The sequence below is a fragment of the Amycolatopsis sp. NPDC003865 genome (genome assembly GCF_053605345.1).
The window spans coordinates 257,948-278,644 of sequence record NZ_JBSGJA010000013.1; the positions used below are offsets into that span (position 1 = coordinate 257,948).

Annotated in this window: 22 protein-coding genes; 12 read left to right on the plus strand and 10 right to left on the minus strand. The window is 73.2% G+C overall.

Features of this window, described 5'->3' with window-relative positions:
- Positions 1-37 precede the first annotated feature (37 nt).
- Positions 38-499 (minus strand): SRPBCC family protein, encoded by a 462-nt coding sequence (locus tag ACWEVP_RS29430; RefSeq protein ID WP_452065816.1) that lies wholly within the window; start codon positions 497-499, stop codon positions 38-40.
- A gap of 118 nt (positions 500-617) precedes the next feature.
- Between ACWEVP_RS29430 and ACWEVP_RS29435 the strand changes: the two genes are divergently transcribed.
- From ACWEVP_RS29435 to ACWEVP_RS29445, 3 genes are read left to right on the plus strand one after another with little or no spacing between them, the layout of a single operon-like run.
- A complete protein-coding gene (locus ACWEVP_RS29435; protein ID WP_452065817.1) occupies positions 618-1,031 on the plus strand; it encodes a phage holin family protein in 414 nt (137 codons plus the stop codon).
- Positions 1,028-1,336, plus strand: a complete 309-nt coding sequence (locus ACWEVP_RS29440; RefSeq protein WP_452065818.1) for a DUF3618 domain-containing protein — start codon at positions 1,028-1,030, stop codon at positions 1,334-1,336. The genes ACWEVP_RS29435 and ACWEVP_RS29440 overlap by 4 nt, the downstream gene beginning before the upstream one ends.
- Positions 1,333-1,596 carry a DUF4235 domain-containing protein gene (locus ACWEVP_RS29445; protein WP_452065819.1) on the plus strand — a complete coding sequence of 88 codons (264 nt, stop codon included), beginning with the start codon at positions 1,333-1,335 and terminating at the stop codon, positions 1,594-1,596. Before ACWEVP_RS29440 ends, ACWEVP_RS29445 begins: the two co-directional genes overlap by 4 nt.
- Positions 1,597-1,647: 51 nt before the next feature.
- Here the strand turns inward: ACWEVP_RS29445 and ACWEVP_RS29450 are convergent, their stop codons facing one another.
- The gene (locus ACWEVP_RS29450; protein ID WP_452065820.1) at positions 1,648-2,013 is read right to left on the minus strand and encodes an STAS domain-containing protein; all 366 of its coding nucleotides are present in this window, start codon (positions 2,011-2,013) and stop codon (positions 1,648-1,650) included.
- Between the two features lie 168 nt (positions 2,014-2,181).
- Here ACWEVP_RS29450 and ACWEVP_RS29455 point away from each other — a divergent pair, with 168 nt between their 5' ends.
- Genes ACWEVP_RS29455 through ACWEVP_RS29465 form a run of 3 tightly spaced genes read left to right on the plus strand, consistent with a single transcriptional unit; the run spans position 2,182 to position 5,154 of the window.
- Positions 2,182-3,471 carry an NAD(P)/FAD-dependent oxidoreductase gene (locus ACWEVP_RS29455; protein WP_452065821.1) on the plus strand — a complete coding sequence of 430 codons (1,290 nt, stop codon included), beginning with the start codon at positions 2,182-2,184 and terminating at the stop codon, positions 3,469-3,471.
- Positions 3,472-3,481: 10 nt separating this feature from the next.
- Entirely contained in the window at positions 3,482-4,030 is a 549-nt protein-coding gene (locus ACWEVP_RS29460; RefSeq protein ID WP_452065822.1) for a hypothetical protein, read from the plus strand.
- Between the two features lie 32 nt (positions 4,031-4,062).
- Positions 4,063-5,154 (plus strand): Rv2629 family ribosome hibernation factor, encoded by a 1,092-nt coding sequence (locus tag ACWEVP_RS29465; protein WP_452065823.1) that lies wholly within the window; start codon positions 4,063-4,065, stop codon positions 5,152-5,154.
- 4 nt (positions 5,155-5,158) lie between these two features.
- On the opposite strand, the gene ACWEVP_RS29470 is transcribed toward ACWEVP_RS29465, so the two are convergent.
- Positions 5,159-5,353, minus strand: a complete 195-nt coding sequence (locus ACWEVP_RS29470; protein WP_364465673.1) for a DUF2630 family protein — start codon at positions 5,351-5,353, stop codon at positions 5,159-5,161.
- Positions 5,354-5,410: 57 nt separating this feature from the next.
- Here ACWEVP_RS29470 and ACWEVP_RS29475 point away from each other — a divergent pair, with 57 nt between their 5' ends.
- Positions 5,411-6,412 (plus strand): serine hydrolase domain-containing protein, encoded by a 1,002-nt coding sequence (locus tag ACWEVP_RS29475; protein ID WP_452065824.1) that lies wholly within the window; start codon positions 5,411-5,413, stop codon positions 6,410-6,412.
- Positions 6,413-6,443: 31 nt separating this feature from the next.
- Here the strand turns inward: ACWEVP_RS29475 and ACWEVP_RS29480 are convergent, their stop codons facing one another.
- Positions 6,444-7,322 carry a LysR family transcriptional regulator gene (locus ACWEVP_RS29480; RefSeq protein ID WP_452065825.1) on the minus strand — a complete coding sequence of 293 codons (879 nt, stop codon included), beginning with the start codon at positions 7,320-7,322 and terminating at the stop codon, positions 6,444-6,446.
- 82 nt (positions 7,323-7,404) lie between these two features.
- On the opposite strand from ACWEVP_RS29480, the gene ACWEVP_RS29485 reads away from it, so the two are divergent.
- Genes ACWEVP_RS29485 through ACWEVP_RS29495 form a run of 3 tightly spaced genes read left to right on the plus strand, consistent with a single transcriptional unit; the run spans position 7,405 to position 11,445 of the window.
- Positions 7,405-8,700 carry a diaminopimelate decarboxylase gene (locus ACWEVP_RS29485; RefSeq protein WP_452065826.1) on the plus strand — a complete coding sequence of 432 codons (1,296 nt, stop codon included), beginning with the start codon at positions 7,405-7,407 and terminating at the stop codon, positions 8,698-8,700.
- 40 nt (positions 8,701-8,740) lie between these two features.
- Positions 8,741-10,234, plus strand: a complete 1,494-nt coding sequence (locus ACWEVP_RS29490; protein ID WP_452065827.1) for an ArnT family glycosyltransferase — start codon at positions 8,741-8,743, stop codon at positions 10,232-10,234.
- Positions 10,235-10,260: 26 nt separating this feature from the next.
- Entirely contained in the window at positions 10,261-11,445 is a 1,185-nt protein-coding gene (locus tag ACWEVP_RS29495) for a 4-hydroxybenzoate 3-monooxygenase (RefSeq protein WP_452065828.1), read from the plus strand.
- Here ACWEVP_RS29495 and ACWEVP_RS29500 read toward each other — a convergent pair whose 3' ends face one another.
- On the minus strand, positions 11,446-13,797 hold the full coding sequence (locus tag ACWEVP_RS29500; protein ID WP_452065829.1) for an alpha-L-fucosidase: 2,352 nt from the start codon (positions 13,795-13,797) through the stop codon (positions 11,446-11,448).
- Between the two features lie 228 nt (positions 13,798-14,025).
- Between ACWEVP_RS29500 and ACWEVP_RS29505 the strand changes: the two genes are divergently transcribed.
- Positions 14,026-14,295, plus strand: coding sequence for a hypothetical protein (locus ACWEVP_RS29505; RefSeq protein ID WP_452065830.1), 270 nt, complete (start codon positions 14,026-14,028; stop codon positions 14,293-14,295).
- A gap of 446 nt (positions 14,296-14,741) precedes the next feature.
- On the plus strand, positions 14,742-15,962 hold the full coding sequence (locus ACWEVP_RS29510; RefSeq protein WP_452065831.1) for an SGNH/GDSL hydrolase family protein: 1,221 nt from the start codon (positions 14,742-14,744) through the stop codon (positions 15,960-15,962).
- On the opposite strand, the gene ACWEVP_RS29515 is transcribed toward ACWEVP_RS29510, so the two are convergent.
- From ACWEVP_RS29515 to ACWEVP_RS29535, 5 genes are read right to left on the minus strand one after another with little or no spacing between them, the layout of a single operon-like run.
- Complete coding sequence (locus ACWEVP_RS29515; protein ID WP_452065832.1) at positions 15,948-17,222, minus strand: MFS transporter; 1,275 nt, start codon at positions 17,220-17,222, stop codon at positions 15,948-15,950. The two genes, ACWEVP_RS29510 and ACWEVP_RS29515, sit on opposite strands and share 15 nt — an antisense overlap.
- Positions 17,219-17,755 carry a GNAT family N-acetyltransferase gene (locus ACWEVP_RS29520; protein ID WP_452065833.1) on the minus strand — a complete coding sequence of 179 codons (537 nt, stop codon included), beginning with the start codon at positions 17,753-17,755 and terminating at the stop codon, positions 17,219-17,221. The genes ACWEVP_RS29515 and ACWEVP_RS29520 overlap by 4 nt, the downstream gene beginning before the upstream one ends.
- 54 nt (positions 17,756-17,809) lie before the next feature.
- A complete protein-coding gene (locus ACWEVP_RS29525; RefSeq protein WP_452065834.1) occupies positions 17,810-18,364 on the minus strand; it encodes a YbaB/EbfC family nucleoid-associated protein in 555 nt (184 codons plus the stop codon).
- The gene (locus ACWEVP_RS29530) at positions 18,361-18,708 is read right to left on the minus strand and encodes a type VII secretion target (protein ID WP_452065835.1); all 348 of its coding nucleotides are present in this window, start codon (positions 18,706-18,708) and stop codon (positions 18,361-18,363) included. The genes ACWEVP_RS29525 and ACWEVP_RS29530 overlap by 4 nt, the downstream gene beginning before the upstream one ends.
- Before the next feature lie 4 nt (positions 18,709-18,712).
- Positions 18,713-20,695 (minus strand): hypothetical protein, encoded by a 1,983-nt coding sequence (locus ACWEVP_RS29535; RefSeq protein WP_452065836.1) that lies wholly within the window; start codon positions 20,693-20,695, stop codon positions 18,713-18,715.
- Positions 20,696-20,697: the final 2 nt, after the last annotated feature.

The window sequence follows — 20,697 nt, forward strand, 5'->3', positions numbered from 1 at the left end:
GCGGCACCCGCCCCGCCGTGTCACCCGATCGTGTCAGCTACGTGCCCGGGCGGTCGACATCACCGCGCCACGCGCCGGTTTCGCGGCCACGGCGTTCGATGAAGTCCTTGAAGCGGTTCATGTCGCCCTTCACCCGGCGGTCGAGGACGCCGAGCTTGTCCGCCACGTTCTCGGCGAAGCCCTCCGGGTCGATGTCCATCTGGGCGGTGACCCGGGTGTGCGAGTCGTCGAGCCGGTGGAACGTGATCACGCCGGCGTGGTCCGGACCGGAGTCGGACGTCCAGGCGACCCGCTCGTCGGGGTGCTGTTCGGTGATGGTCGCGTCGAATTCCCGCGTCACGCCACCGAACCTCGTCACCCAGTGGGTGTGGGTGGCGTCCACCTGGCGGATCTCTTCGACGCCCTCCATGAACTGCGGGAACTCCTCGAACTGCGTCCACTGGTTGTACGCGGTCGAAACGGGGACCTCCACGTCCACGATTTCGGTGATCGTGCTCATGCACTCCTCCTCATCGGTGGTGACACCGAATCGGCTACCCGGCGCGCCACCGGTCAAACCCGGCGTGGTTGACCCGGTGCCGACCCGGGTACACGGCGGCCAGGCAAGGAGGTGTTCGGTGATCGAAGAAGCGAACAAGAAGCCGGCCGCCGACCGCTCGGTCGGCGAGCTGGTGACGGACCTGACCGACGAGGTCAAGCGGCTCGTCCGGGACGAGATGCGGCTCGCGGTCTTCGAACTGCAGCGCAAGGGCAAGAAGATGGGCGTGGGCGCCGGGTTGTTCGGCGCCGCGGGCCTGTTCGCGCTGTTCGGCGCGGGCACGCTGGTCGCGGCCGCCGTGCTGGCGCTGGCGCTCGTCGTGCCGGGCTGGCTGGCCGCGGTGATCGTCGCCGTCGTGCTGTTCGTGGTGGCCGGCGTCGCGGCGCTGGTCGGCAAGAAGGAAGTCACGCAGGGCGTGCCACCCGTGCCGGAAGAAGCCATCAGCGGGGTCCGCGAAGACGTGGACACGGTGAAGCAGGGAGTGCACACATGAGCGGGGACTTCCCGAAGAACGCGGAAGAGGCGCGGCTCGACCGGGACACCACCCGGGAAGAGCTGACGGAGACCCTCGAAGCGCTCGGGCAGAAGCTCGACGTGAAGACGCGCGTCAAGGAAAGCGTCGACGGCAAGCTGGACCAGGCGACCGCGAAGGTCGCCGACGTGACAAACGAGCCGACGGCGGCCAAGTTCCGCCAAGGCGCCGACGCCGTCCGGAGCAACCCGGTGCCGGTCTTCGCCGGCGTGCTGGGCCTGGTCATCCTGATCCGGCTGATCCTGCGACGGAGGGGCGACTCGTGAACAAAGTCCTGTACAAGCCGTTGAGCTGGGTCGTCGGCGCCCTCGGCGGTGTCCTCGCCGGCCAGGCTTTCAAGCAGGTCTGGAAACGCGTGGCGGGCGAAGAAGACGCGCCCGACGCCACCGACCGCGACTACACCTGGCAGCAGGTGATCATCGCGGCGGCGGTGCAGGGCGCGATCTTCGCCGCCGTCAAGGCCGCCACCGAGCGGGCGGGTGCCGTGGGCTACCAGAAGGCCACGGGCGACTGGCCGGACGACTGACCTCCGCTTGATCGTCCACAGTGGACGGCGGGAGGCGTGACCGCCGGGCGGTCACGCCTCCCGGCCGGGCACGGGGGTCAGCTCGGCAACCGCCGCGCCGACCCGGGGGTGGATCTCCAGCAGCAGGTCCGCGCCGGTGGCTTCCAGCGCGCGGGTAACCGAGTGGCCGCCGACGACGACGGCGAGTTCGGCGCGGGTGTTCGCCTCGAGCAGCGACCGGACGCCGGCGCAGCTGAGGAAGGCGACGCGGGTGAGGTCGACGACCAGCCGCTCGCCGGTGGCGAGAGCTTCGTCGAGGGTTCCGACAGTGGCGGCGTCGATATCACCCACCAGCGTGACGACCCGGACTTCTCCCGGTCGTACGGTGCTGGTGAAGGTCAACCCCGACGGTTCGTCGATCGTGCGAAAACAGTACATGGCGCTCCCTATCGCGGTGTGCAGGGGCGCTGACCGGAGCACGTGAGTCTGAACAACAGCCAACACCCCTGACCGTACGCCCCTGCGCCCTGAGGTCAACCCCGCGGGTTTCCGCGCTCCGGCCTCGGGTAACCGGCGACGACGGACATCCGGCCCGGAAGGAGACCCATGCGTGTCGTGATCGTCGGCGGCGGGTTCGCCGGCTACCACGCGGCCAAGAGCCTGCGGAAGACCGCGGGCGAGGACGTCGAAGTCGTCGTCCTGAACCCCACGGACTACTTCCTCTACCTGCCGTTGCTGCCCGAAGTGGCGGCCGGGATCCTCGACCCGCGGCGGGTGACGGTGTCGATCCCCGACACGCTGGCGGGCGTCCGGCTCGTGCTCGGCAAGGCGACCGGGCTCGATCTCGACGCCCGCGAGGTCTGCTACACCGACCCGGAGGACCGGGAGCACCGGATCCGCTACGACCGGGTGGTGCTGGCCGCGGGCAGCGTCAACAAGCTGCTGCCGATCCCCGGCGTCCCGGAATGCGCGCACGGGTTCCGCGGCGTGCCCGAGGCGCTCTACCTGCGCGACCACGTCACGCGGCAGATCGAGCTCGCCGCGGCGGCCGAGGACCCCGCCGAACGCGAGGCGCGCTGCACGTTCGTGGTCGTCGGCGCCGGCTACACCGGCACCGAGGTGGCCGCCCAGGGCCCCGCGTTCACCGAAGCGCTCGCCCGGCGCCACCCCGAGCTGGCCGGGCAGAAGATCCGCTGGCTGCTGCTCGACGTCGCCGAGCGGGTGCTGCCGGAGCTCGACCCCCGCCTCGCCGCCACCGCCGACAGGGTGCTGCGTTCGCGCGGGGTCGAGGTGCTGATGAAGACCTCCCTCGACCACGCCGACGCCGAGGGGGTCACGCTGACCGACGGTTCGCCGGTGCCGACCCGCACCCTCGTCTGGTGCGTCGGGGTGCGGCCGGACCCGCTGGTCGCCGGCCTCGGGCTCGAGATGGCGAAGGGCAGGCTCGTGGTCGACGCGCAGCTCGCCGTGCCCGGCCGCGACGACGTGTTCGCCTGCGGTGACGCGGCCGCCGTGCCCGACCTCACCCGCCCCGGCCAGTACACCGCGATGACCGCGCAGCACGCCGAGCGGCAGGGCAAGCTCGCCGGGCGCAACGTCGCGGCGTCGCTGGGCTACGGCCGTCCCGGCACCTACCGGCACCACGACCTCGGCTTCGTCGTCGACCTGGGCGCCGGCGCCGCCGCGGCGAACCCGTTGCACATCCCGCTGTCCGGGCTCCCGGCGAAGGCGGTCACGCGCGGGTACCACCTCATGGCGATGCCGGGGAACCGCGTGCGCACGGCGGCCAGCTGGGCCCTGGAGCGGCTGACCGGCCGTCAGACCGTCCAATTGGGACTCGTCCGGTCCGGCGCGGTGCCGCTCGACTCCGACTCCCCCGAACTACCCCGCCGTTGAAAGGATTGCCATGACCGCCGAACCCGCGCGTTCCGAAGGCCCGTCGGTCGTGACCGCGGGCGACCTCTCCGGGGCGAAGATCGTCGTGCTCGACCCGGCCGGTGCCGCGCGGCACGGCGAGCTGCCGGCGACCTGGCGTCCGCTCGCCGACCGGCGCGGGATCTTCTGGTGCCGGGTCCCCGCCGGCGGCGCCCTGACCGAGGCCGACGACGTCGTGGGCGACCGCGGCCCCGGTGATCCCGAAATCGCCGTCGTCGCGAGCGGCCCGTTCGCGGCCGAAGCCCTCCAGCTCGTCGAACGCCACCCGGGCGGCGCCGCGCACCTGCTGCTGGTCGACCCGGCCTCGGACGCGTTCCTGCCCTCCGGTGACGCCGCGAAGGCCAACGAAAACTGGCTCGCCGAGCGCGACGACGTCGTGGCGAAGCTGCGCGAAGCGGGCACCGAGGTGCGGCTGGTCGCCTCGACGACCGAAAGCCCGGAGGACCGCGTGCCCCCGCCGCTGCCGCTCGGCCACCCGGACGTGGTGGCGGCGGTGCGGTCGGCGCTCGGCGACGGCTGACCCTGCCGACGAACTCCCGAAAGGAGTCTGCTGTGGACACAACAGCGCTGCGCGGCCTGACCGCCGCGGACGGGCCGTTCGCGTCCGTGCACTTCGACTTCTCCCACGACACCGAGGACGCCGCCAAGCTCCTCGGGCTGCGGCTCAAGGAGATCGAAGCGGGCCTGAGCGACCAGCGGGCCGACCCGGCGACGGTCGAAGCCGTCCTGCGGGCGGTGCGCGACAGCGAACCGCCGGTCGGCAAGGCCGGCCGGAGCATCGTGGCCGCGCACGGCGAGGTGCTGCTCGACCGGCGGCTGGCCGCCCCGCCGCCGGCGCAGGTGGTGCGGTTCTCGGCACTGCCGTACCTGCTGCCGCTGGCCACCCACACCGAAGAAACGCCGGCGTACGTCCTGGTGGTGGCCGACCGGATCGGCGCCGAGATCACCGAGCACGCCGCCGGCCGGGCGCGCACCGCGACGGTCGAGGGTGAGAACCACCCCGTGCACAAGGTCCGCGGCGGCGGCCCCGCCCACCACACCCTGCAGAACGCGGCCGAGGAGACAGCCCGGCGGAACCTGGCGACCGTCGCCGAGCAGGTGACGAAGGCGGTGGAGCGGTCCGGCGCGCGGCTCGTCGTCCTCGCCGGGGAGAAGCAGGCTCGCACGGCTCTGCGCGAAATGCTGCCGGAGCACGTCGGCCGGATCGCGCACGAGGTCGAGGGCGGCAGCCGCGCCGAAGGCTCGTCGCGGGCGGAGCTGGACCGGCGCGTGCACGAGCTGCTGGCCGGCCGCCACCTCGCCGAGCTGGACGAGCTGGCCGAGAAGTTCCGCGCCGGCTCGGGCCGCGAAGACGGGCTGGCGGTCAGCGGCCTGGAAGCGGTGACGAGCGCGCTGGCCGAGGCGAACGTCGAGACGCTGCTGATCGGGTCACCGGGCGACACCGCGGTGTTCGGCGGCCCGGACCCGGCGCAGGTGGCCGTGGGCAAGGCCGGGCTGCAGGCCTTGGGCGTCCCCGAGCCGCAGCAGCGCCGGGCGGACGAGGCGCTCCCGTTCGCGGCGGTGGCGACCGGCGCGGACGTGGTGGTGCTGGACGAGCGCGTGGAGCTCTGGGAGGGCTTCGGCGCCATCCTGCGCCACGGCTAGCCCGTCAGTCGTCGTCGAAGACCGAGAGGGCCTGGCGGCGGTGCAGCAGGTCGACCGCCGCGTCCAGCTGGTGTTCGAGGTCTTTGAGCCGGAGCCGCTCGGCCGGGGTGAGCCCGCCGTGGTGGAGGGCGCCCTTGCGCAGCCGGTGCTCCTCGTCGATCAGGTCGGCGATGCGGTCGGTGATTTCGTGGCCTGCCATGGGAAGTTCCCCTCCTGTCCGTCCGCGAGCATACGCCGCGCGGGTACCCTCGCCCGGGTGATCGAGGTCGCCGATCTGGTGCGTGCCCGCGGGGCCCGGGCGAGCCTGTGCGTCCTGCGGGACGGCCGGGTCCTGCTCGACATCGGCCCGCCGGACGCGCTGTACTGGATCTTCTCGGCGAGCAAGCCGTTCGTCGCGCTGCTGGTGCACTCGCTGGCGGCGCGGTCCTCGGTGGACCTGGACGCGCCGGTGGCCCGCTACTGGCCCGAGTTCGCGGGCGGCGGCAAGGGCGCGGTGACGATCCGCCAGGTGCTGCAGCACCGCTCGGGTTTCGCGACCGCCCGCGGGTTCGCGCGCGACGCGCTCACCATGACCGACTGGCCGCGCGCGGTCCGGGCGATCGAGCGCGCGCCGCTGCGCTGGGAGCCCGGCTCGGTGGCGGCGTACCAGCCGATCGTGTTCGGGCACATCCTCGGCGAGCTGGTCCGGCGGGTGACCGGCACGCCGGTGGACGCGCTCCTCGCGGCCGAGGTCCTGGAACCGCTGGGACTCGCCGACACGTTCCTCGGGCTGCCGTCGCCGCTGTGGTCCCGGCACGTACCGGTGCGCGGCCGGGGTCTCGGCGGCCCGGTGACGGCCAGGATGGTGAACCGCCGCGCGGTCCGCCGGGCGGTGATCCCGGCGGCGGGCATCTCCACGACGGCCCGCGACCTCGCCCGGTTCTACCAGGCGTTGCTGGACGGGTTCGCGGGACCGGCGGCGGCCGAGGCCCGCCGTCCCTCGGGTGAGGCGGTGGTCGACCGCACGATCGGCACGCGCATCCGCTGGGCACACGGCTTCCAGCTCGGCGGGGTGGGCCGTCCGATGGGGACGCTGAGCACCCGCGAAACGTTCGGGCACAACGGGAGCAACTGCTGCATCGCGTGGGCGGACCCGGATCGGCGGCTGGCGTTCGCGTACCTGACGGACCGCCTGGTCTCCGGCCACAGCGCGGCGGCCCACCTCGGCGAGGTGGCGGACGCGGTCCGGAAAGCCTGCGACCGACCCCACCGGTCGTGAGCGGGAAACCGGGCCGGATCCCCGGTTGCGCTCACGACCGGCGAGCGAGGTCCACGAACCCGCGCACCACCGGCGGCACCGCTCCGGCCCGCCAAGCCAGGCCCAGGTCGATCACCGGCACCGGGTCCTCCAGCCGCCGCAGCGCCACTCCACGCCGCTTCAACGCCCGCGCCCGGTGTTCCGGGACCGCCGCGATCCCCGCGCCCTCCGCGACCGCGCGCACCAGCTGCTCGTCCTCCGGCTCCTCGCGCACGATCGGCGGTACCCCGTCCGGCCACACCTGGGCACTGATCGCGTCGTACTGGCCCGGCCCGTTCGACCGCGGCCAGAACACCACCGGCTCCGCCGCGATCCACGCCCGCCGCAGCCGGCCGCGGCGGCGGGCCAGCGGGTGCCCCGACGGCACCGCGATCAGCACCTCCTCCGACCCCACCACCGCCACCTCCACGCCCGGGAAGTCCACCGGCGGCCGGACGAACCCCACGTCGATCTCGCCCACGGACAGGCGCGCCAGGTTCAGGCTCGTCCACCCCGTCTCCAGTGCCAGCTCCACGTCCGGGAACGCCGCGCGATAGGCCGCCACCAGGTCACCGGCCAGCGGGCCCGGCGCCGACCGCGTGTAGGCGATCCGGAGCCGCCCGGCGTCGCCACGCCCGGCCGCCGCGATCACGCCGCGGGCCCGGTCCAGGCGCGAAAGCAGTTCCCGCGCCTCGGCCGCCGCCACCCGGCCCGCCTCCGTCAGCGCGAACCGCGGCCCCGAACGGTCCAGCAGCGCCACCCCCAGCTCCGCCTCGAACGCCCGGATCTGCTGGCTCAGCGACGGTTGTGAGACGAACAGCCGCGCCGCCGCGCGCGTGAAGTGCATCTCCTCGGCGAGCACGGCGAAGTAGTGCCAACGACGCAGGTCCACCCAGCCACTATAGGCCTGGCCTATGGATCAGGAGGGACGAAGTCTTGGACCCCTCCCGGGTGCCGCTCCAAGACTGGACGACGTGAACCGCACCGATCGCAAGCTCCACGCCCTCGCCGCCGCCGCGGACCGGCACCTCCTCGACCCCATGGCCGGCTTCGTCGACCTCGCCGGGATCCGCGAAGCCGTCGAGGACCTGACCAAGGCGTTCGCGCCGCTCGGGCGCGTCCAGCACACCGTCGCCGCGAAGGCGTGCGGCCTCGCGCCCGTCCTGCGTTACCTCGCCGGCCTCGGGGTCGACGCCGAGGTCGCGAGCCCCGGTGAGACGGCGGTCGCCGAGGCCGCCGGCCTGCGCGGCGCCCGGCTCGTCCTCGACTCCCCCGCCAAGACGCGCGCCGAACTCGCGCACGCCCTGGCCGAGGGCACCGCGATCAACGCCGACAACTTCCAGGAGCTGGCCCGGCTCGACGACCTGGTGGACCACCCGCGCTCGGTGCTCGGCCTGCGGATCAACCCCCAGGTCGGCGCCGGCCGGATCGGCGACACCAGCACCGCGACCTCGACGTCGAAGTTCGGCATTCCCTTGCGGGACAACCGGAACGCCATCCTCGAAGCGTTCGCGCGGCGGCCGTGGCTGACCCGGCTGCACGTCCACGTCGGCTCGCAGGGCTGCCCGCCGGAGCTGATGGCCGACGGCGTCGCCGCGGTCCACGCCCTCGCCGGGGAGATCAACGCGCGGGCCGGGTACCGGCAGGTCACCAGCCTCGACCTCGGTGGCGGCCTGCCGGTGAACTTCGCTTCCGAGGACCCGGGCCCGACGTACGCCGACTACGTCACGACGCTCTTGGCGAAGGTTCCGGCCCTCGCCGACGGGCACTACACCTTCGTCACCGAGTTCGGCCGGTCCCTGCTGGCGAAGAACGGCTTCCTCGTCAGCACCGTCGAGTACACGAAGGTCGCCGGCGGCCGGCCCATCGCGGTCACGCACGCGGGCGCGCAGGTCGCCGCCCGCACGGTCCTCCAGCCCGAGCACTGGCCGCTGCGGCTCACCGCACTCGACGCCCACGGCCGCCCGAAGGCCGGCCCCGAGGTGCCGCAGGACATCGCCGGTCCGCTGTGCTTCGCGGGCGACCTCCTGGCGAAGGAACGGCCGCTGCCGCTCCTCGAGCCCGGCGACCTGGTCGTCGCGCACGACACCGGCGCCTACTACTTCGGCGCGCACTACGCCTACAACACCTTGCCGCGCCCGGCCGTGCACGGCTTCACGGTCACCGAGCGCGGCGACGTGGAGTTCACCCCGATCCGCCGCGCGCAGTCGCTCACCGAGCTGGTCGCGGACGCGGGTGCCGAATACGTCGGAGCGCTCCCGGCGGCGTGATCACCGGCGTACGATCCGGGCACGCCGAGGGGAGACTGCCATGGGGGCCGGTCGTGACCTGCCGCGGTTCGCCGCGTTGCCAGTGGCGATCGTCGTCGCCGTCCAAGCGGTGGTCCTGACCGCGCTGTCCGGCCGCTACGGCTTCCACCGCGACGAGCTGTACTTCGTCGCCGCGGGCCACCGGCCGGACTGGGGTTACGTCGACAACCCGCCGATCACGCCGTGGCTCGCCCGCGCGTCGACGGCGCTGTTCGGCGAAACGCCGTCCGGCCTGCGCGTGGTCGCGACCCTGCTGGGCATGGCGACCGTCGTGGTCGCCGCGCTGCTCGCCCGCGAGTTCGGCGGCGGCCGCGGCGCGCAGCTGTTCACCGCGATCGCGACGGCGCTCTCGGCGTACGTCCTGGTGGTGTCGCACATGCTCGCCACCAACTCCGCGGACGTGCTGCTGTGGTCGCTGATCGCGCTGTTCGGGCTGAAGCTGCTGCGCACCGGTGACGGCCGGTGGTGGCTCGCCGTCGGCGCCGCCGCGGGGCTCGGGATGGCGAACAAGTGGCTCGTCCTGCTCCTGCTGTCCGGGCTGGGCATCGGCGTGGCCGTCGCCGGCCCGCGCCGGGTGCTGCGGACGTGGTGGCTCGCCGCCGGCATCGGGGTCGCCGCTGTGCTCGCCGCGCCGGTGGTGGCGTGGCAGGCGGCGCACGGCTGGCCGATGCTCACCGTCGCCGGCGGCATCAGCGCAGACGACGGCGGCGAGAACCGCGTGCTGTTCGTGCCGATGCAGCTGGTGTACCTCTCCCCCGTGCTGGTGCCCGTGTGGATTGCCGGGCTCGTGCGGCCGTGGCGGGACCCCGCCCTGCGCTGGGCTCGTGCCCTGGCGATCGCCTACCCCGTCGTCTGCGCCGAACTCCTGGTCCTGGGCGGGAAGCCGTACTACTCGGTGCCGTTGCTGCTGCCCTTGGTGGCGCTCGGCGCGGACCCGGCGTTGCGGTGGCTGCGCCGTGGTGGAGTGCCGCGGCGGGTGCTCACCGGCGCCGCGGCCGTGGTGTGCGCGGCCGTGTCCGTCCTCACCGGACTCCCGGTGGTGCCGGCGGCGGCGCTGAACGGTCCCCTGCTGGCGGTCAACAAGGAACCCGGCGAGCAGGTCGGCTGGCCCGGGTTCGCCGAATCGGTCGCCGGCGCCTGGGACCGGATCCCGGCCACCGAGCGGGACACCGCGGTGATCGTCACGGGCAACTACGGGGAGGCGGGCGCGCTCGAGCACTACGGGCCCGCGCTCGGCCTGCCCCGGCCGTACTCGCCGCACATGTCCTACGCCGACTGGGGTCCGCCGCCGGACCGGCTGGTCGGCCCGGTCCTGCTCGTCGGCGGATTCGAACGCGGTTCGCCCGCGTCCCGGCTGCTCACCGGGTGCCGCCCGGTGACCAAGTACCACACCGCCGAAGGCGTCGACAACGACGAGAACGGCACCGCGTTCTCGTTGTGCACGCTGACCGAGCCGTGGTCGACCGCCTGGCCGGAACTGCGGCAGTTCTACTGACGCCGCTTCGCGCTACCCTCGGGCGCATGGTGGCGACGCGCACGGCGGTGGCCGTGGTGGGGGCGGGTCCGGCCGGGCTCACGGTGGCGAACCTCCTGCGGCGCGCGCGGATCCCCTGCGTGCTGCTGGAAACCGAGAGCCGGGCGTTCATCGAGCAGCGGCCGCGGGCCGGGTTCCTCGAGGAGTGGGCCGTGCGCGGGCTCGAACAGCGGGGGCTCGGTGACCGGCTCGTCGCGAAGGCGCCCCGGCACGAGGCGTTCGAGTTCCGGTTCGCCGGGCGGCGGCACGCCTTCCGCTACGGCGACGTCACCGGGCAGCGGCATTTCGTTTACCCGCAACAGCTTCTGGTGACCGACCTGGTCGAGCAGTACGCCGACGCGGGCGGCGAGGCCGTCTTCGAGGTCGCCGGCGTCCGGCTGCACGACCTGACGTCGGACTCCCCCGCCGTCACGTTCCGGACCGCGGACGGCGAACACCGGCTCGACTGCGACTTCGTCGCCGGCTGCGACGGCGCCCGCGGGGTCACGCAGGGGTACCTGCCGCCGGAAACCACCGTGAAAGCCCACCACGACTACGGAATCGGCTGGCTGGCCCTGCTCGCGGAGGCGCCGCCGTCCGCCGACGGCGTCCTGTTCGGCATCCACCCGCGCGGGTTCGGCGCGCACATGGCCCGCACCCCGACGGTGACGCGGTTCTACCTCCAGACGGCGGCGGGCGAGACCGAGGCGGACTGGCCGGACGAGCGCGTCTGGACGGAGCTGAAGGCCCGGCTCGCGGTGCCGGACGGCCCGATCACCGAGGGGAAGCTGATCGAGAAGCGGATCCTCGACATGCACAACTACGTCGTGGAGCCGATGGCGCACGGCCGGCTGCACCTGGCGGGCGAGTCGGCGCACCTGGTCGCGCCGATCGCGGCGAAGGGCATGAACCTGGCGCTGCACGACGCGTTCCTGCTCGCCGAGGCGTACGAGGCGCACTACGCGGGCGATCCCACTCGCCTGGCCGGGTACTCCGACGCGTGCCTGCCGCTGGTGTGGCAGTACCAGGAGTTTTCCCAGTGGCTGTCGGACATCTTCCACCACACCGCGGCCACGGACGAGAACCCGTTCGCGGCGCGCATCGCGGAGGCCCGGATGCGCCGCCTGCTGGGTTCGCCCGCGGCCGCGGCGGCGTTCGCGGAGCTGTACATCGGCAAGAACGCCGACTTCTGATCAGCTCCAGGCGATCTTGAACACCCACGCGTACCGGCCGGACTGCCGGGCCGCGGCCGGGACGTCGATCACCAGCGAGCCGTTTTCGACGGTCCAGTGCAGGTTCCCGCGGTAGCCCAGCATGGTCACGCGGTCGCCGGCGCGGATCGGGACCGGCGCGTCGACCACCAGCCTGCTGCCCGGCGCGGCCAGCGAGTGCACGTAGAAGGCCTCGTTCTGCTTGACCGTGAACCGCAGGTCGCCGAGCTGGGCCAGGCGCGACCAGTACGTCGTGCCGTAAATGGCTTCCCCGTTGACCTTCAGCCACGCGCCCGCGTCGCGCAGGTGCTTCTGCATGACGTCCGGGATCGTGCCGTCGAAGTCCGGGCCGATGTCGAGCAGGAAGTTGCCGTTCTTCGAGACGATGTCCACGAGCGTCCGGACGACCTCCTCCGCCGTCATGTACCGGTCGTCGGGGGTCGCGCGGTTGTAGCCGTAGGAGAACGGGTCGAGGCCCCGGCTGGCCTCCCACTTCGCCACCACGGTGTTCGGGTACGTCGTGTACTCCGGGGTGGTGAAGTCGTGGTCGGGGATGCCACCGCGGTCGTTGTAGGTGACATCCTTGGGGCGCTTGCGGTTCTTGGCGCGGTTGAAGTACTCGGTGATCGTGGTCCGCGTGTCGTTGACGCCGCCGATGTCGAACCACAGGACGTCCGGGTCGAACTCCGAGATCAGCTCCAGCACCTGGGGCGCCTGGTAGTCGCGGACGAAGTCCTTGCCCGCGGTGTACCCGGTGTAGGGCAGCGGCGCGCCGGTGTACGGGTTGCGCGGCGCGTGGCCCATCCACGGGTTGTCCAGGTTGAACCACTCGGGCAGCGAGAAGTACAGGCCGTTGCGCAGCTGGGGCGTGTACTTCCGGGAGGCCGCGAACAGCTCGGCGACGACGTTCCGCTTCGGGCCGAGCTTGACGGAGTTGCGGTCGCTGACCTTGGTGTCCCACAACGCGAAGCCGTCGTGGTGCTTGGACGTCAGGACGTAGTACTCGGCACCGGCGTCCGCGATGAGCTCCAGCCAGCCGCGCGGGTCGAACTTCGCGGCGGTAAACATCGGGATGAAGTCGTCGTAGACGAAGTTCTCGCCGTACTTCTCCCGGTGGTAGGCGTAGGTCGCGCCGTTCGGGTCCTGCTGGTTCTGCCAGTACCACTCGGCGTACTGCTGCCCGACCGGCGCCCACGCGGGCACGGCGTACACCCCCCAGTGGATGAAGATGCCGAACTTGCCGTCGGTGAACCAGTAGGGCGCGCGGTGCGCCGACAGCGAAGCGTCGGTCGGCCGGAAATCCGGGATCCCGAGGGTGATGGGGACCTGCTGGGTCGCCAGGGTGCCGCAGCCTGCCGTGACGCGGACCTGGCCGTTCGTGGTGGTTCCCGGCGGCACGGAGGCGTTCGGGGCGATCCCCAGCCGGACCGTCGCCTGCTCCCCCGGTGCCAGCGCGCGGATCGCCGCCGGCACGGTCGTCCGGCCGCCGGGGACGTCGACGGTGACGCTCACCCGGTCCCCGGCGCCCAGCCACACGGTGCCGGCGTTGACGATGGTCGCCTCGGCGGCCTGCGGGCCACCGTCGGACAGGAGGTTCACCGTCGAGCGGCTGTCGAGGACGAGCGCCGACCGGCCCACGGCCACCGGCTGCAGGGTGAGCGCGAAGACGTGCAGGCTGGAGACGTTCGGCGCGGGGTTCGCCGTGGTGGGCAGGGTCAGGGCGACGGCTTCGCGGGCCGGGTCGACCCAGACCTGGCCGGTGGCGAGCGAAACCGGGTTGTCGTCGACGACCCCGCCGGGTGCGTACCGGAACGGCGAGACCAGCGCGCCGGTGCCGGTGTACCAGTCCGGGCCGGAGAGGGAACCGGTGCTCGTGCTGCCGTCGGCGTAGTGCACGGTGGCCGTGCCGCCGGTCGTGCCGTAGCTGGCGGCGACCAGGAAGTAGGCGACGAAGTAGCGGCCTTTCGGCAGGTCGATCCGCTGGCCGGTGGCGGCGATGTTGTTCTTCGCGCCCGCGGCCGCGGACCCGAGCGTGAACGGGATCCCGCCGACGGTGGCCGTCCGCCCGGCGGGCAGCTGCTCGGCGGGGAAGGTGTAGCCGGAGCCGTCGAAGTCGCCGCCGCCGGCGGCCGCGCTGTCGATGCCGTCGTTGGTGAACCAGGTGTCCAGCGCGACGGGGACGGGCGGCGGGGGCGGGACGATCGGGGTGCCGGGACCGTCCGGAGCGGCGTCCACGGGCACGGCGGCGCCGGCGGCGGTGCGGCCGGCCGCGCTGAGTGCCACGGCGCCACCGAGCGCGATGCCGAGGGCTTGCCGGCGGGGGAAGGTCGTCACTGAACCTCCAGGGATCGGATGACTACGGCGGAAGGACGGCAGAGTTCGGCCTTTGATGGCCGTTCTGTCGTTGGCGGGGCTGATTCATCCGATGACCGACCCTGCTCGTTGGACCTTCCGGTGTCAAGAGGCGATCGAAGTGAACCTCGCTCGGATCCGGCTCGTGGTTCTCGGTACGAGCTGCAGCACTCGTCGTCAGAACCAGCCGCGCACCGAAAGGCCAGACCGATGTCCACCACTCAGAACGCGCTGAGCCGCCGCGCGATCGCCATGTTGCGGGCGGTCGCCGAGGGGCGCGCCGAGCTCCGCTGCAGCTGCGAACCCGACCTCCGCGTGGACGGGTTGTCCTGCTGTGACCAGAACACCGCCCACGACCTCGCCCGCGCCGGGTTGGTCCGCGCGGTCGGCGTCACCGTCGTCGGCCAGTGGGCCCCGGCCGAACTGACCGACGCCGGCCACCGCGCGCTCGGCAGCGGGCTTCCGGCCGCCGCCGCTTGACGTTCCACCCCGCGTGGCCCGGCTTCCGAGCCGGGCCATCCGCATGCCCGGGGCAGGCCGCCGCCACCCCGCCGGACGGCCTCGGCGCGGGCGGTTCCGGCCGCCCCGCACCCGCCGCTGGCCAGCGGGCACCGCGATTCCCGGCCAAATCACCCCACCCGCTGAACCGGCCCGGGCCGGCGGCCGTGCTCTGGGTGAGGGCGTCTCGCACACGCCCTCCGGGGTCGCCACGACGCAACGATCCGGGCCAGCCTCCGCCCGATCGGGACCGGGCACTCCGGCGAGCGGCCGTCGCGGCAACGGCCACCTCGCGCGGGCCCGTCCGGCATCCCCAGAATCCCGGACGGGCCCGCCCCTGCTTTTCGCCGCCACTGTCCGGGATCTTGTCCGGTTCGCTCACCTGATCAGCGGTCCCTGGTGCGGACCAGCGGCGCCACTGTGAGTGGATGCGACGCTTCCTGGCCGTGGGCGCGGCCGTCCTGACGGGGTTCGGGATCCTCACGACGTCCGGCAGCGCCGGGCCGGAAAGCGCTCTCCCGGCGACGGCCGAGCACGCCGTCAACGGCTGGGTCGGCACCTGGGCCGCGGCGCCCGCGGCCGCCGTCGCCAACACCCCCGACGGCTATCCCGGCTTCTCGATCCGCAACGTCGTGCACACCAGCGCGGGCGGCGGCCGGGCACGCGTCCACCTCTCCAACGCCTTCGGCGCTTCTCCCCTGACCTTCGGGCACGTCACCATCGCGGTCCAGGCCAACGGTCCCGACGCCGTTCCCGGCACCCTGCGCTCACTCACCTTCGGCGGCGCGCCCGGCGTCGTCGTCCCCGCCGGCGCCGAGGCCTTGAGCGACCCGGTGAACGTGCGCATCCCGGCGGACGCCAACCTGCTCGTCACGACGTACGTGCCCACGAAGTCCGGCCCGGTCACCTACCACCCGGCGGCGTCGCAGACGTCGTACTTCACCCGCGCCGGCGACTTCGCCGGCAGCGAGGCGGGCGCGCCCTTCACCGAGCAGACCTCGGTCTGGCACTACGTTTCCGGCGTCGACGTCCAAGGCGGCGCCGAAGCCTCGATCGTGACACTCGGCGATTCGATCACCGACGGCGTCGGCTCGGCCGCCGGCGCCAACCACCGCTGGCCCGACTACCTCGCCGACCGGCTGCACGGCCGCTTCGGCGTGCTCAACGCCGGGATCAGCGCCAACCGGCTGCTGCTCGACGTCCCGGGGTCCGGCGCCGGCCAGAACGCGTTGTCCCGCTTCGACCGCGACGTGCTGAGCGTCGGCGGAGTCCGGACGCTGATCGTGCTCGAAGGCATCAACGACATCCAGCAGGACCCGCACCAGACCGACCCGGCCGCGATCACGTCGGCCTACCGGCAGCTCGTGACGCAGGCGCACGCGCGCGGCATCCGCGTCCTCGGCGGCACGCTCACGCCGTTCAAGGGCTGGCGCGTCTACGACGAGACCCTCGAAGCGACCCGCACGGCGGTGAACGCGTTCATCCGCACCAGTGGGGTCTTCGACGGCGTCATCGACTTCGACGCCGCCGTCCGCGACCCGGCCGACCCGCTGCGGATGCTGCCGGCCTACGACTCCGGCGACCACCTCCACCCCGGCGACGCGGGCTACGAGCGGATGGCCGCCGCGGTCCGGCTAGACCGGCTGTGAACGCGGGATGAACAGCACCGCCACCAGGCTCACCAGCGCCACCGCCACGAGGTAGAGCGACACCGAAAGCGAAGTGCCGGTGGACGTCTGCAGCGCCGTCGCGATCAGCGGCGCGAACCCGCCGCCCAGCACCGCGCCCACGGCGTAGGAGAACGACGCTCCGCTGTAGCGGTACCGCGGCTCGAACAGCTCCGCGAACAACGCCGACTGCGGCCCGTAGGTCGCCCCCAGCCCGATGTTCAGCACCACGACCGCGACGATCAGCCAGACCGTGGCCTTGGTGTCCACCAGCAGGAAGAACGGGATCGGCCAGACGACCAGCAGGATCGATCCCGCCAGGTACACCGGTTTGCGGCCGACGCGGTCCGACCACGCCGCCGTGACGAGGATGCTCACCAGCCACGTCAGGCTGCCGACGATGACCACGACCAGCAGCGTCGTGCGGTCGATCTTGAGCACCGACGTGCCGTAGGAAAGCAGGTACGCCAGGAAGATGTACCCCACCGCGGTGTTGGCGATGAAGCTGCCCGACGCCACCAGCAGTGCCCGGGGCCGCTCGCGCAGGACGTCGACCATCGGCCGGCTGCTGCGCGCCTCTTCCTCCCGCAGCCGCGCGAACACCGGCGTCTCCTCGATCCGCAGCCGGATCACCAGGCCGACGCCGACGAGCACGATGCTCGCCAGGAACGGCACCCGCCAGCCCCACGACGCGAACTGCGCGTCGGTCAGCGACCGGCCGAGGATGAAGAACAGCAGCTGCGCCAGGATCAGCCCGGCCGGGACGCCGATCTGCGAGAACGCGCCGTACCGCCCGCGGCGACCCTCCGGTGCGTGCTCCACCGCCATCAGCGCCGCGCCGCCCCACTCGCCACCCGCGCTCAGCCCCTGCAGCAGCCGCAGGACGAGCAGCAGGATCGGCGCCCACACACCGATCGCGGAGTAGGTCGGCAGCAGGCCGACGCCGACCGTCGCGAAGCCCATCAGGAGCAGCGACAGCACGAGCATCGCCTTGCGGCCCACGCGGTCGCCGAAGTGGCCCCACAGGATCCCGCCGACCGGGCGGGCCAGGAACCCGACGCCCAGCGTCGCGAACGCGGCGAGCGTGCCGGACGCGGGCGAGAGGGTCGTGAAGAAGAGCTTGCCGAACACGAGCGCCGTCGCCGTGCTGTAGATGAAGTAGTCGTACCACTCGATCGTGGTCCCGATCGCGCTGGCCACGGCGACCCGCCGCAGCTGTCGTGCCGCGACCGGGGTGCTCACGAGCCGGCCAGCGCGGGGACGAGGTCTTCGGCCAGGAGGTCCATCAGCAGCCCGTCGTGCCAGCTGCCGTCCGGGCCGCGTTCGTACGCGCGCATCCGGCCGACCGGCTGGAAGCCCAGCGACTGGTACAGCTGGATCGCGGACTTGTTGTCCGCCGCGGGGTCGATCACCAGCCGGTGGTGCCCGCGCACGGTGAACAGGTGCTCGGCCAGCGTCCGGATCGCGTCCGTGCCGAGGCCGCGGCCCTGCCAGTCCGGGTGGACCGCGATGTCGATCCCGGCGTGCCGGTACTGCGGATCGGCTTCCTCGAAGGCCAGTTCGATGCCCACGACGACGCCGTCGTGCTCGATGGCGTACGTCGTGGTGCCGTCGTCGGGGTCCAGGAGGTAGGACACTTGGGTGGCCACCGGTTCTTCGGCGTCCGCCCACCAGCGGGCGATGTCCGGGTGCGACAGGATCTCCTCGAACCGGGCGGCGTCGGCGGCTGCGGCAGGGCGCAGGCGGACGCGGCTTCCGGGGATCAGGCCGGTCATCGGCCCAGTGTCGACCCCGGAAGCCGTCCTGTCGAGCGGTCGTTCAGCCGCTCGTCACCAAGGGTTGTTGTCCTGCTCGTCCGGATCGGCCGCGTTCCCGCGGCGCGGCGGTGCCGCCGGCCCCGAAGACGCGGGCGGCGTCGCGGCGCCGCCGGAGGGCGACGGCGGTGCGGGCGGCGGGTCGGCGGGGGCCGGCTCGTCGGGCTCGTCCGGGTCGGGGAACCGGCCGCGGAGGTTGTCCAGCAGCAGCGTCCGGGTCTCCCGGTCCTCGTCGCCGAGCTGCTCGGCCATCACCCCGGCCACCTTCTCGGCGATGCCGGACTGCGCCCGCCGCATGGTGGTCAGGATGGCCCGGGACAGCTCGTCCAGCGGGAACGACTTGACCTTGTTGCTGAACGTCAGGTCGGTGACCGTGCCGTCCGCGCCGACGGTGACGCTGACCGCGCCGTCGCTGGTCGTCGCCGTCAGCCGCAGCCGCTCGGTCTCCTCCTGCGCCGCCTGGTAGCGCTCCGCCTTCGCCGCGAACCCGGCCGCCCAGTCGTCCATCCGGCGGATCGCCTCGTCCGGATCGCGGATCAGGTCGCCCAGGCCGTTGTTCGGGGACGTCATGACCGCGCCTTCGCTTCCACCGCCGTGCGCGGCGACGCGCTGAGCTGCCGCTCGAACGGCTGGGCGTTGGCCTCTTCGCCGTCGCGGTAGGACTGCGCCGCCGTCTTGACGTTGTCGGCGAGCCCGCGGACGCCCTCCGCCGACGCGGTGAGCGCCTCCTTCGCCTTCTCCCCGGTCGGCCGGATGATCGGCGGCAGGAACGCGCACAGCAGCCCGTAGGCGTGGTCCGACATCGCCGAGTCGGCCGCGGCGGCCGCCGTGTCGAGCCGGTCCACCAGGCTCTCGACGTGGCTCGCGTGCGCGACCAGCTCGTCCGGTTCGACCTCGAAGCCCGCGGCCGTCATGCGTTCACTTCCAATCCTGGTTCTTCCAGTCGCCGATCACCGGCGGCGCCACCGCCTGCTCGCCCGCGAAGAAGTTCGGGTCGTCGCTCTCGAGGTAGTCGGCCGACTTGTGTTCCTTGTCGTCTTCCTTCTTGCCGCCACGGGCTCCGGCACCCATGCCGCCCATGCCCGGGCTGCCCGCGGCACCGGCTTTGCCGGCCATGCCCGCGTTGCGCGCCGCCGCGGCTTCGGCCTCCGCGGCCGCGCCGGACGCGGCACCGCCGCCCAGGCTGCCCGCGCCCGTACCACGCACGCCGCCGCCGACACCACCGGCGCCCGCGCCCCCGCCGATTCCGCCGAGGGAGCCGCCCCCGGACCCGCCGCCGAGGCCGCCGAGCCGGCTCGCGATGCTCTCGCCGTTGATCCCGCCGCCGCGGCCGATGGTCGGCATCTTGGGGGTGCCGCCACCGGGAATGCCGCCGGGGCCGGTGCCGGTGGGCAGGCCGGTGATCGGGTCGATGCCGGGCGGGGTGAACCCGGGGATCGGGCTGCCGCCGCGGACCCCGCCGCCCCCGCCCGAGACGTCCGGGATGTTCGGGATCGACGGCGGCGTGTAGCCCGTGCCACCGGTGCCGCCGGTGCCCCCGCCGATGCCGGAGGGGGTGAAGCCGGACGACGTCGTCGAGTCGTCGAAGCCCGGCACCGACGAGCCGGGGATGCCCGACCCGGTGAAGCTGCCGCCGGGGATCTCGGGGATGCCGGCTCCCGAGAAGCCCGGACCACCGGCTCCGCCGCCACTGGCGGCCGGGATGCCGGCCCCGGAGAAGCCCGAGCCGCCGGCTCCGCCGCCGCTGCCGGGGATGCCCGCGCCCGAGAAACCGGACCCGCCCGCACCCGAACCGTCGCCGGGGATGCCGCTGCCGGAGAAGCCGGAGCCGCCCGCGCCCGACCCGCCACCGGGGATGCCGGCGCCGCTGCCACCGGGACCACCCGCGCCGTCGAGCCCGGCGGCGTCCAGCCCGGCCCGGGGGCGGCCCGCGGCCGTCGGGTCCAGCGCCGGGTCCATCGCCGTGCGGGCCATCAGCGGCTGGGCACCGCTCGTACCCGCGCCGCCCGCGCTCATCGCCGTGCCCTGGCGCTGCGCCGTGGCCGACGGGAGCTTCGGCGGGGCCGGGAACCTCGGCGTCGCGACCGCGGCGCCGATGGTCTCGTCGTACTGGGTGAGGATCTGCGCGGCGTGGTCACGGGCGGCCTGCTGCGCCCGGTAGGTCTGCATCGCCTCGCCCGCCGCCGCCGCGTACTGCACAGGGTCGGTCATCGACATCAGCTTCTGGTTGGTGCTCTGCAGGTCGAACTGCACCGGCGGGTTCGCGACCATCTGCCGCTGGGTCTCGTTCAGCGCCTGGGAGTGGATCTCCTGCTGGCGGCCGGCGAGCGTCGCGCCCTGCGCGGTCGCGCCCAGCCACTTGCCGACGCCGGCGAGGTGCTCGCGGACGGCGTCACCGGCGTCGCCCTGCCAGTTGCTGGTGCTCGCGTTGATCGCGTCGCCCAGCGTCTTCTGGTGCGTGCCCAGCTCGTTGCCGACCGAGACCCACTCCTCCGACGTCTCCGCGACGGTCGCCGGGTTGGCGTCCTGGGTGATGGCGTCGTTCATCTGCTCGTGGCTCGCGTTGGCCCACAGCGTCTTCGGCGCGCCGCCGTTCTCGCGCATGGTGAGACCCTCGTCGAGGCCGTGCTTGGCGGCGTCGAGGTGCTGCTGGTACAGCTCCTGGATCTTCTTGTCGCGCAGCACCGGGTCGACGGCCGGGCCGAGCCAGCCGGCCCGGATCTCGTCGTCGATCTGCTGGGTCGCCATCTCCCGGATCTCGTCGCCCGAGGGCACGTTGTCCGCCTTCAGCGGCCCGACGTAGTACTTCGACGACGAATCGGCCGTCACGTCGTAGAGCGGACTGCGCGGGTTGTAGTCCGGGGACGACGGGTCCGAGACGGACTCGGCGGTGGGTGCCACGG

Bases quoted from the DNA above. Each gene is read 5' to 3' on its own strand.
- ACWEVP_RS29430 (WP_452065816.1), bottom strand. From the start codon at position 499: ATGAGCACGATCACCGAAATCGTGGACGTGGAGGTCCCCGTTTCGACC.
- ACWEVP_RS29440 (WP_452065818.1), top strand. From the start codon at position 1,028: ATGAGCGGGGACTTCCCGAAGAACGCGGAAGAGGCGCGGCTCGACCGG.
- ACWEVP_RS29450 (WP_452065820.1), bottom strand. From the start codon at position 2,013: ATGTACTGTTTTCGCACGATCGACGAACCGTCGGGGTTGACCTTCACC.
- ACWEVP_RS29455 (WP_452065821.1), top strand. From the start codon at position 2,182: ATGCGTGTCGTGATCGTCGGCGGCGGGTTCGCCGGCTACCACGCGGCC.
- ACWEVP_RS29460 (WP_452065822.1), top strand. From the start codon at position 3,482: ATGACCGCCGAACCCGCGCGTTCCGAAGGCCCGTCGGTCGTGACCGCG.
- ACWEVP_RS29470 (WP_364465673.1), bottom strand. From the start codon at position 5,353: ATGGCAGGCCACGAAATCACCGACCGCATCGCCGACCTGATCGACGAG.
- ACWEVP_RS29490 (WP_452065827.1), top strand. From the start codon at position 8,741: ATGGGGGCCGGTCGTGACCTGCCGCGGTTCGCCGCGTTGCCAGTGGCG.
- ACWEVP_RS29495 (WP_452065828.1), top strand. From the start codon at position 10,261: ATGGTGGCGACGCGCACGGCGGTGGCCGTGGTGGGGGCGGGTCCGGCC.
- ACWEVP_RS29505 (WP_452065830.1), top strand. From the start codon at position 14,026: ATGTCCACCACTCAGAACGCGCTGAGCCGCCGCGCGATCGCCATGTTG.
- ACWEVP_RS29510 (WP_452065831.1), top strand. From the start codon at position 14,742: ATGCGACGCTTCCTGGCCGTGGGCGCGGCCGTCCTGACGGGGTTCGGG.
- ACWEVP_RS29520 (WP_452065833.1), bottom strand. From the start codon at position 17,755: ATGACCGGCCTGATCCCCGGAAGCCGCGTCCGCCTGCGCCCTGCCGCA.
- ACWEVP_RS29525 (WP_452065834.1), bottom strand. From the start codon at position 18,364: ATGACGTCCCCGAACAACGGCCTGGGCGACCTGATCCGCGATCCGGAC.
- ACWEVP_RS29530 (WP_452065835.1), bottom strand. From the start codon at position 18,708: ATGACGGCCGCGGGCTTCGAGGTCGAACCGGACGAGCTGGTCGCGCAC.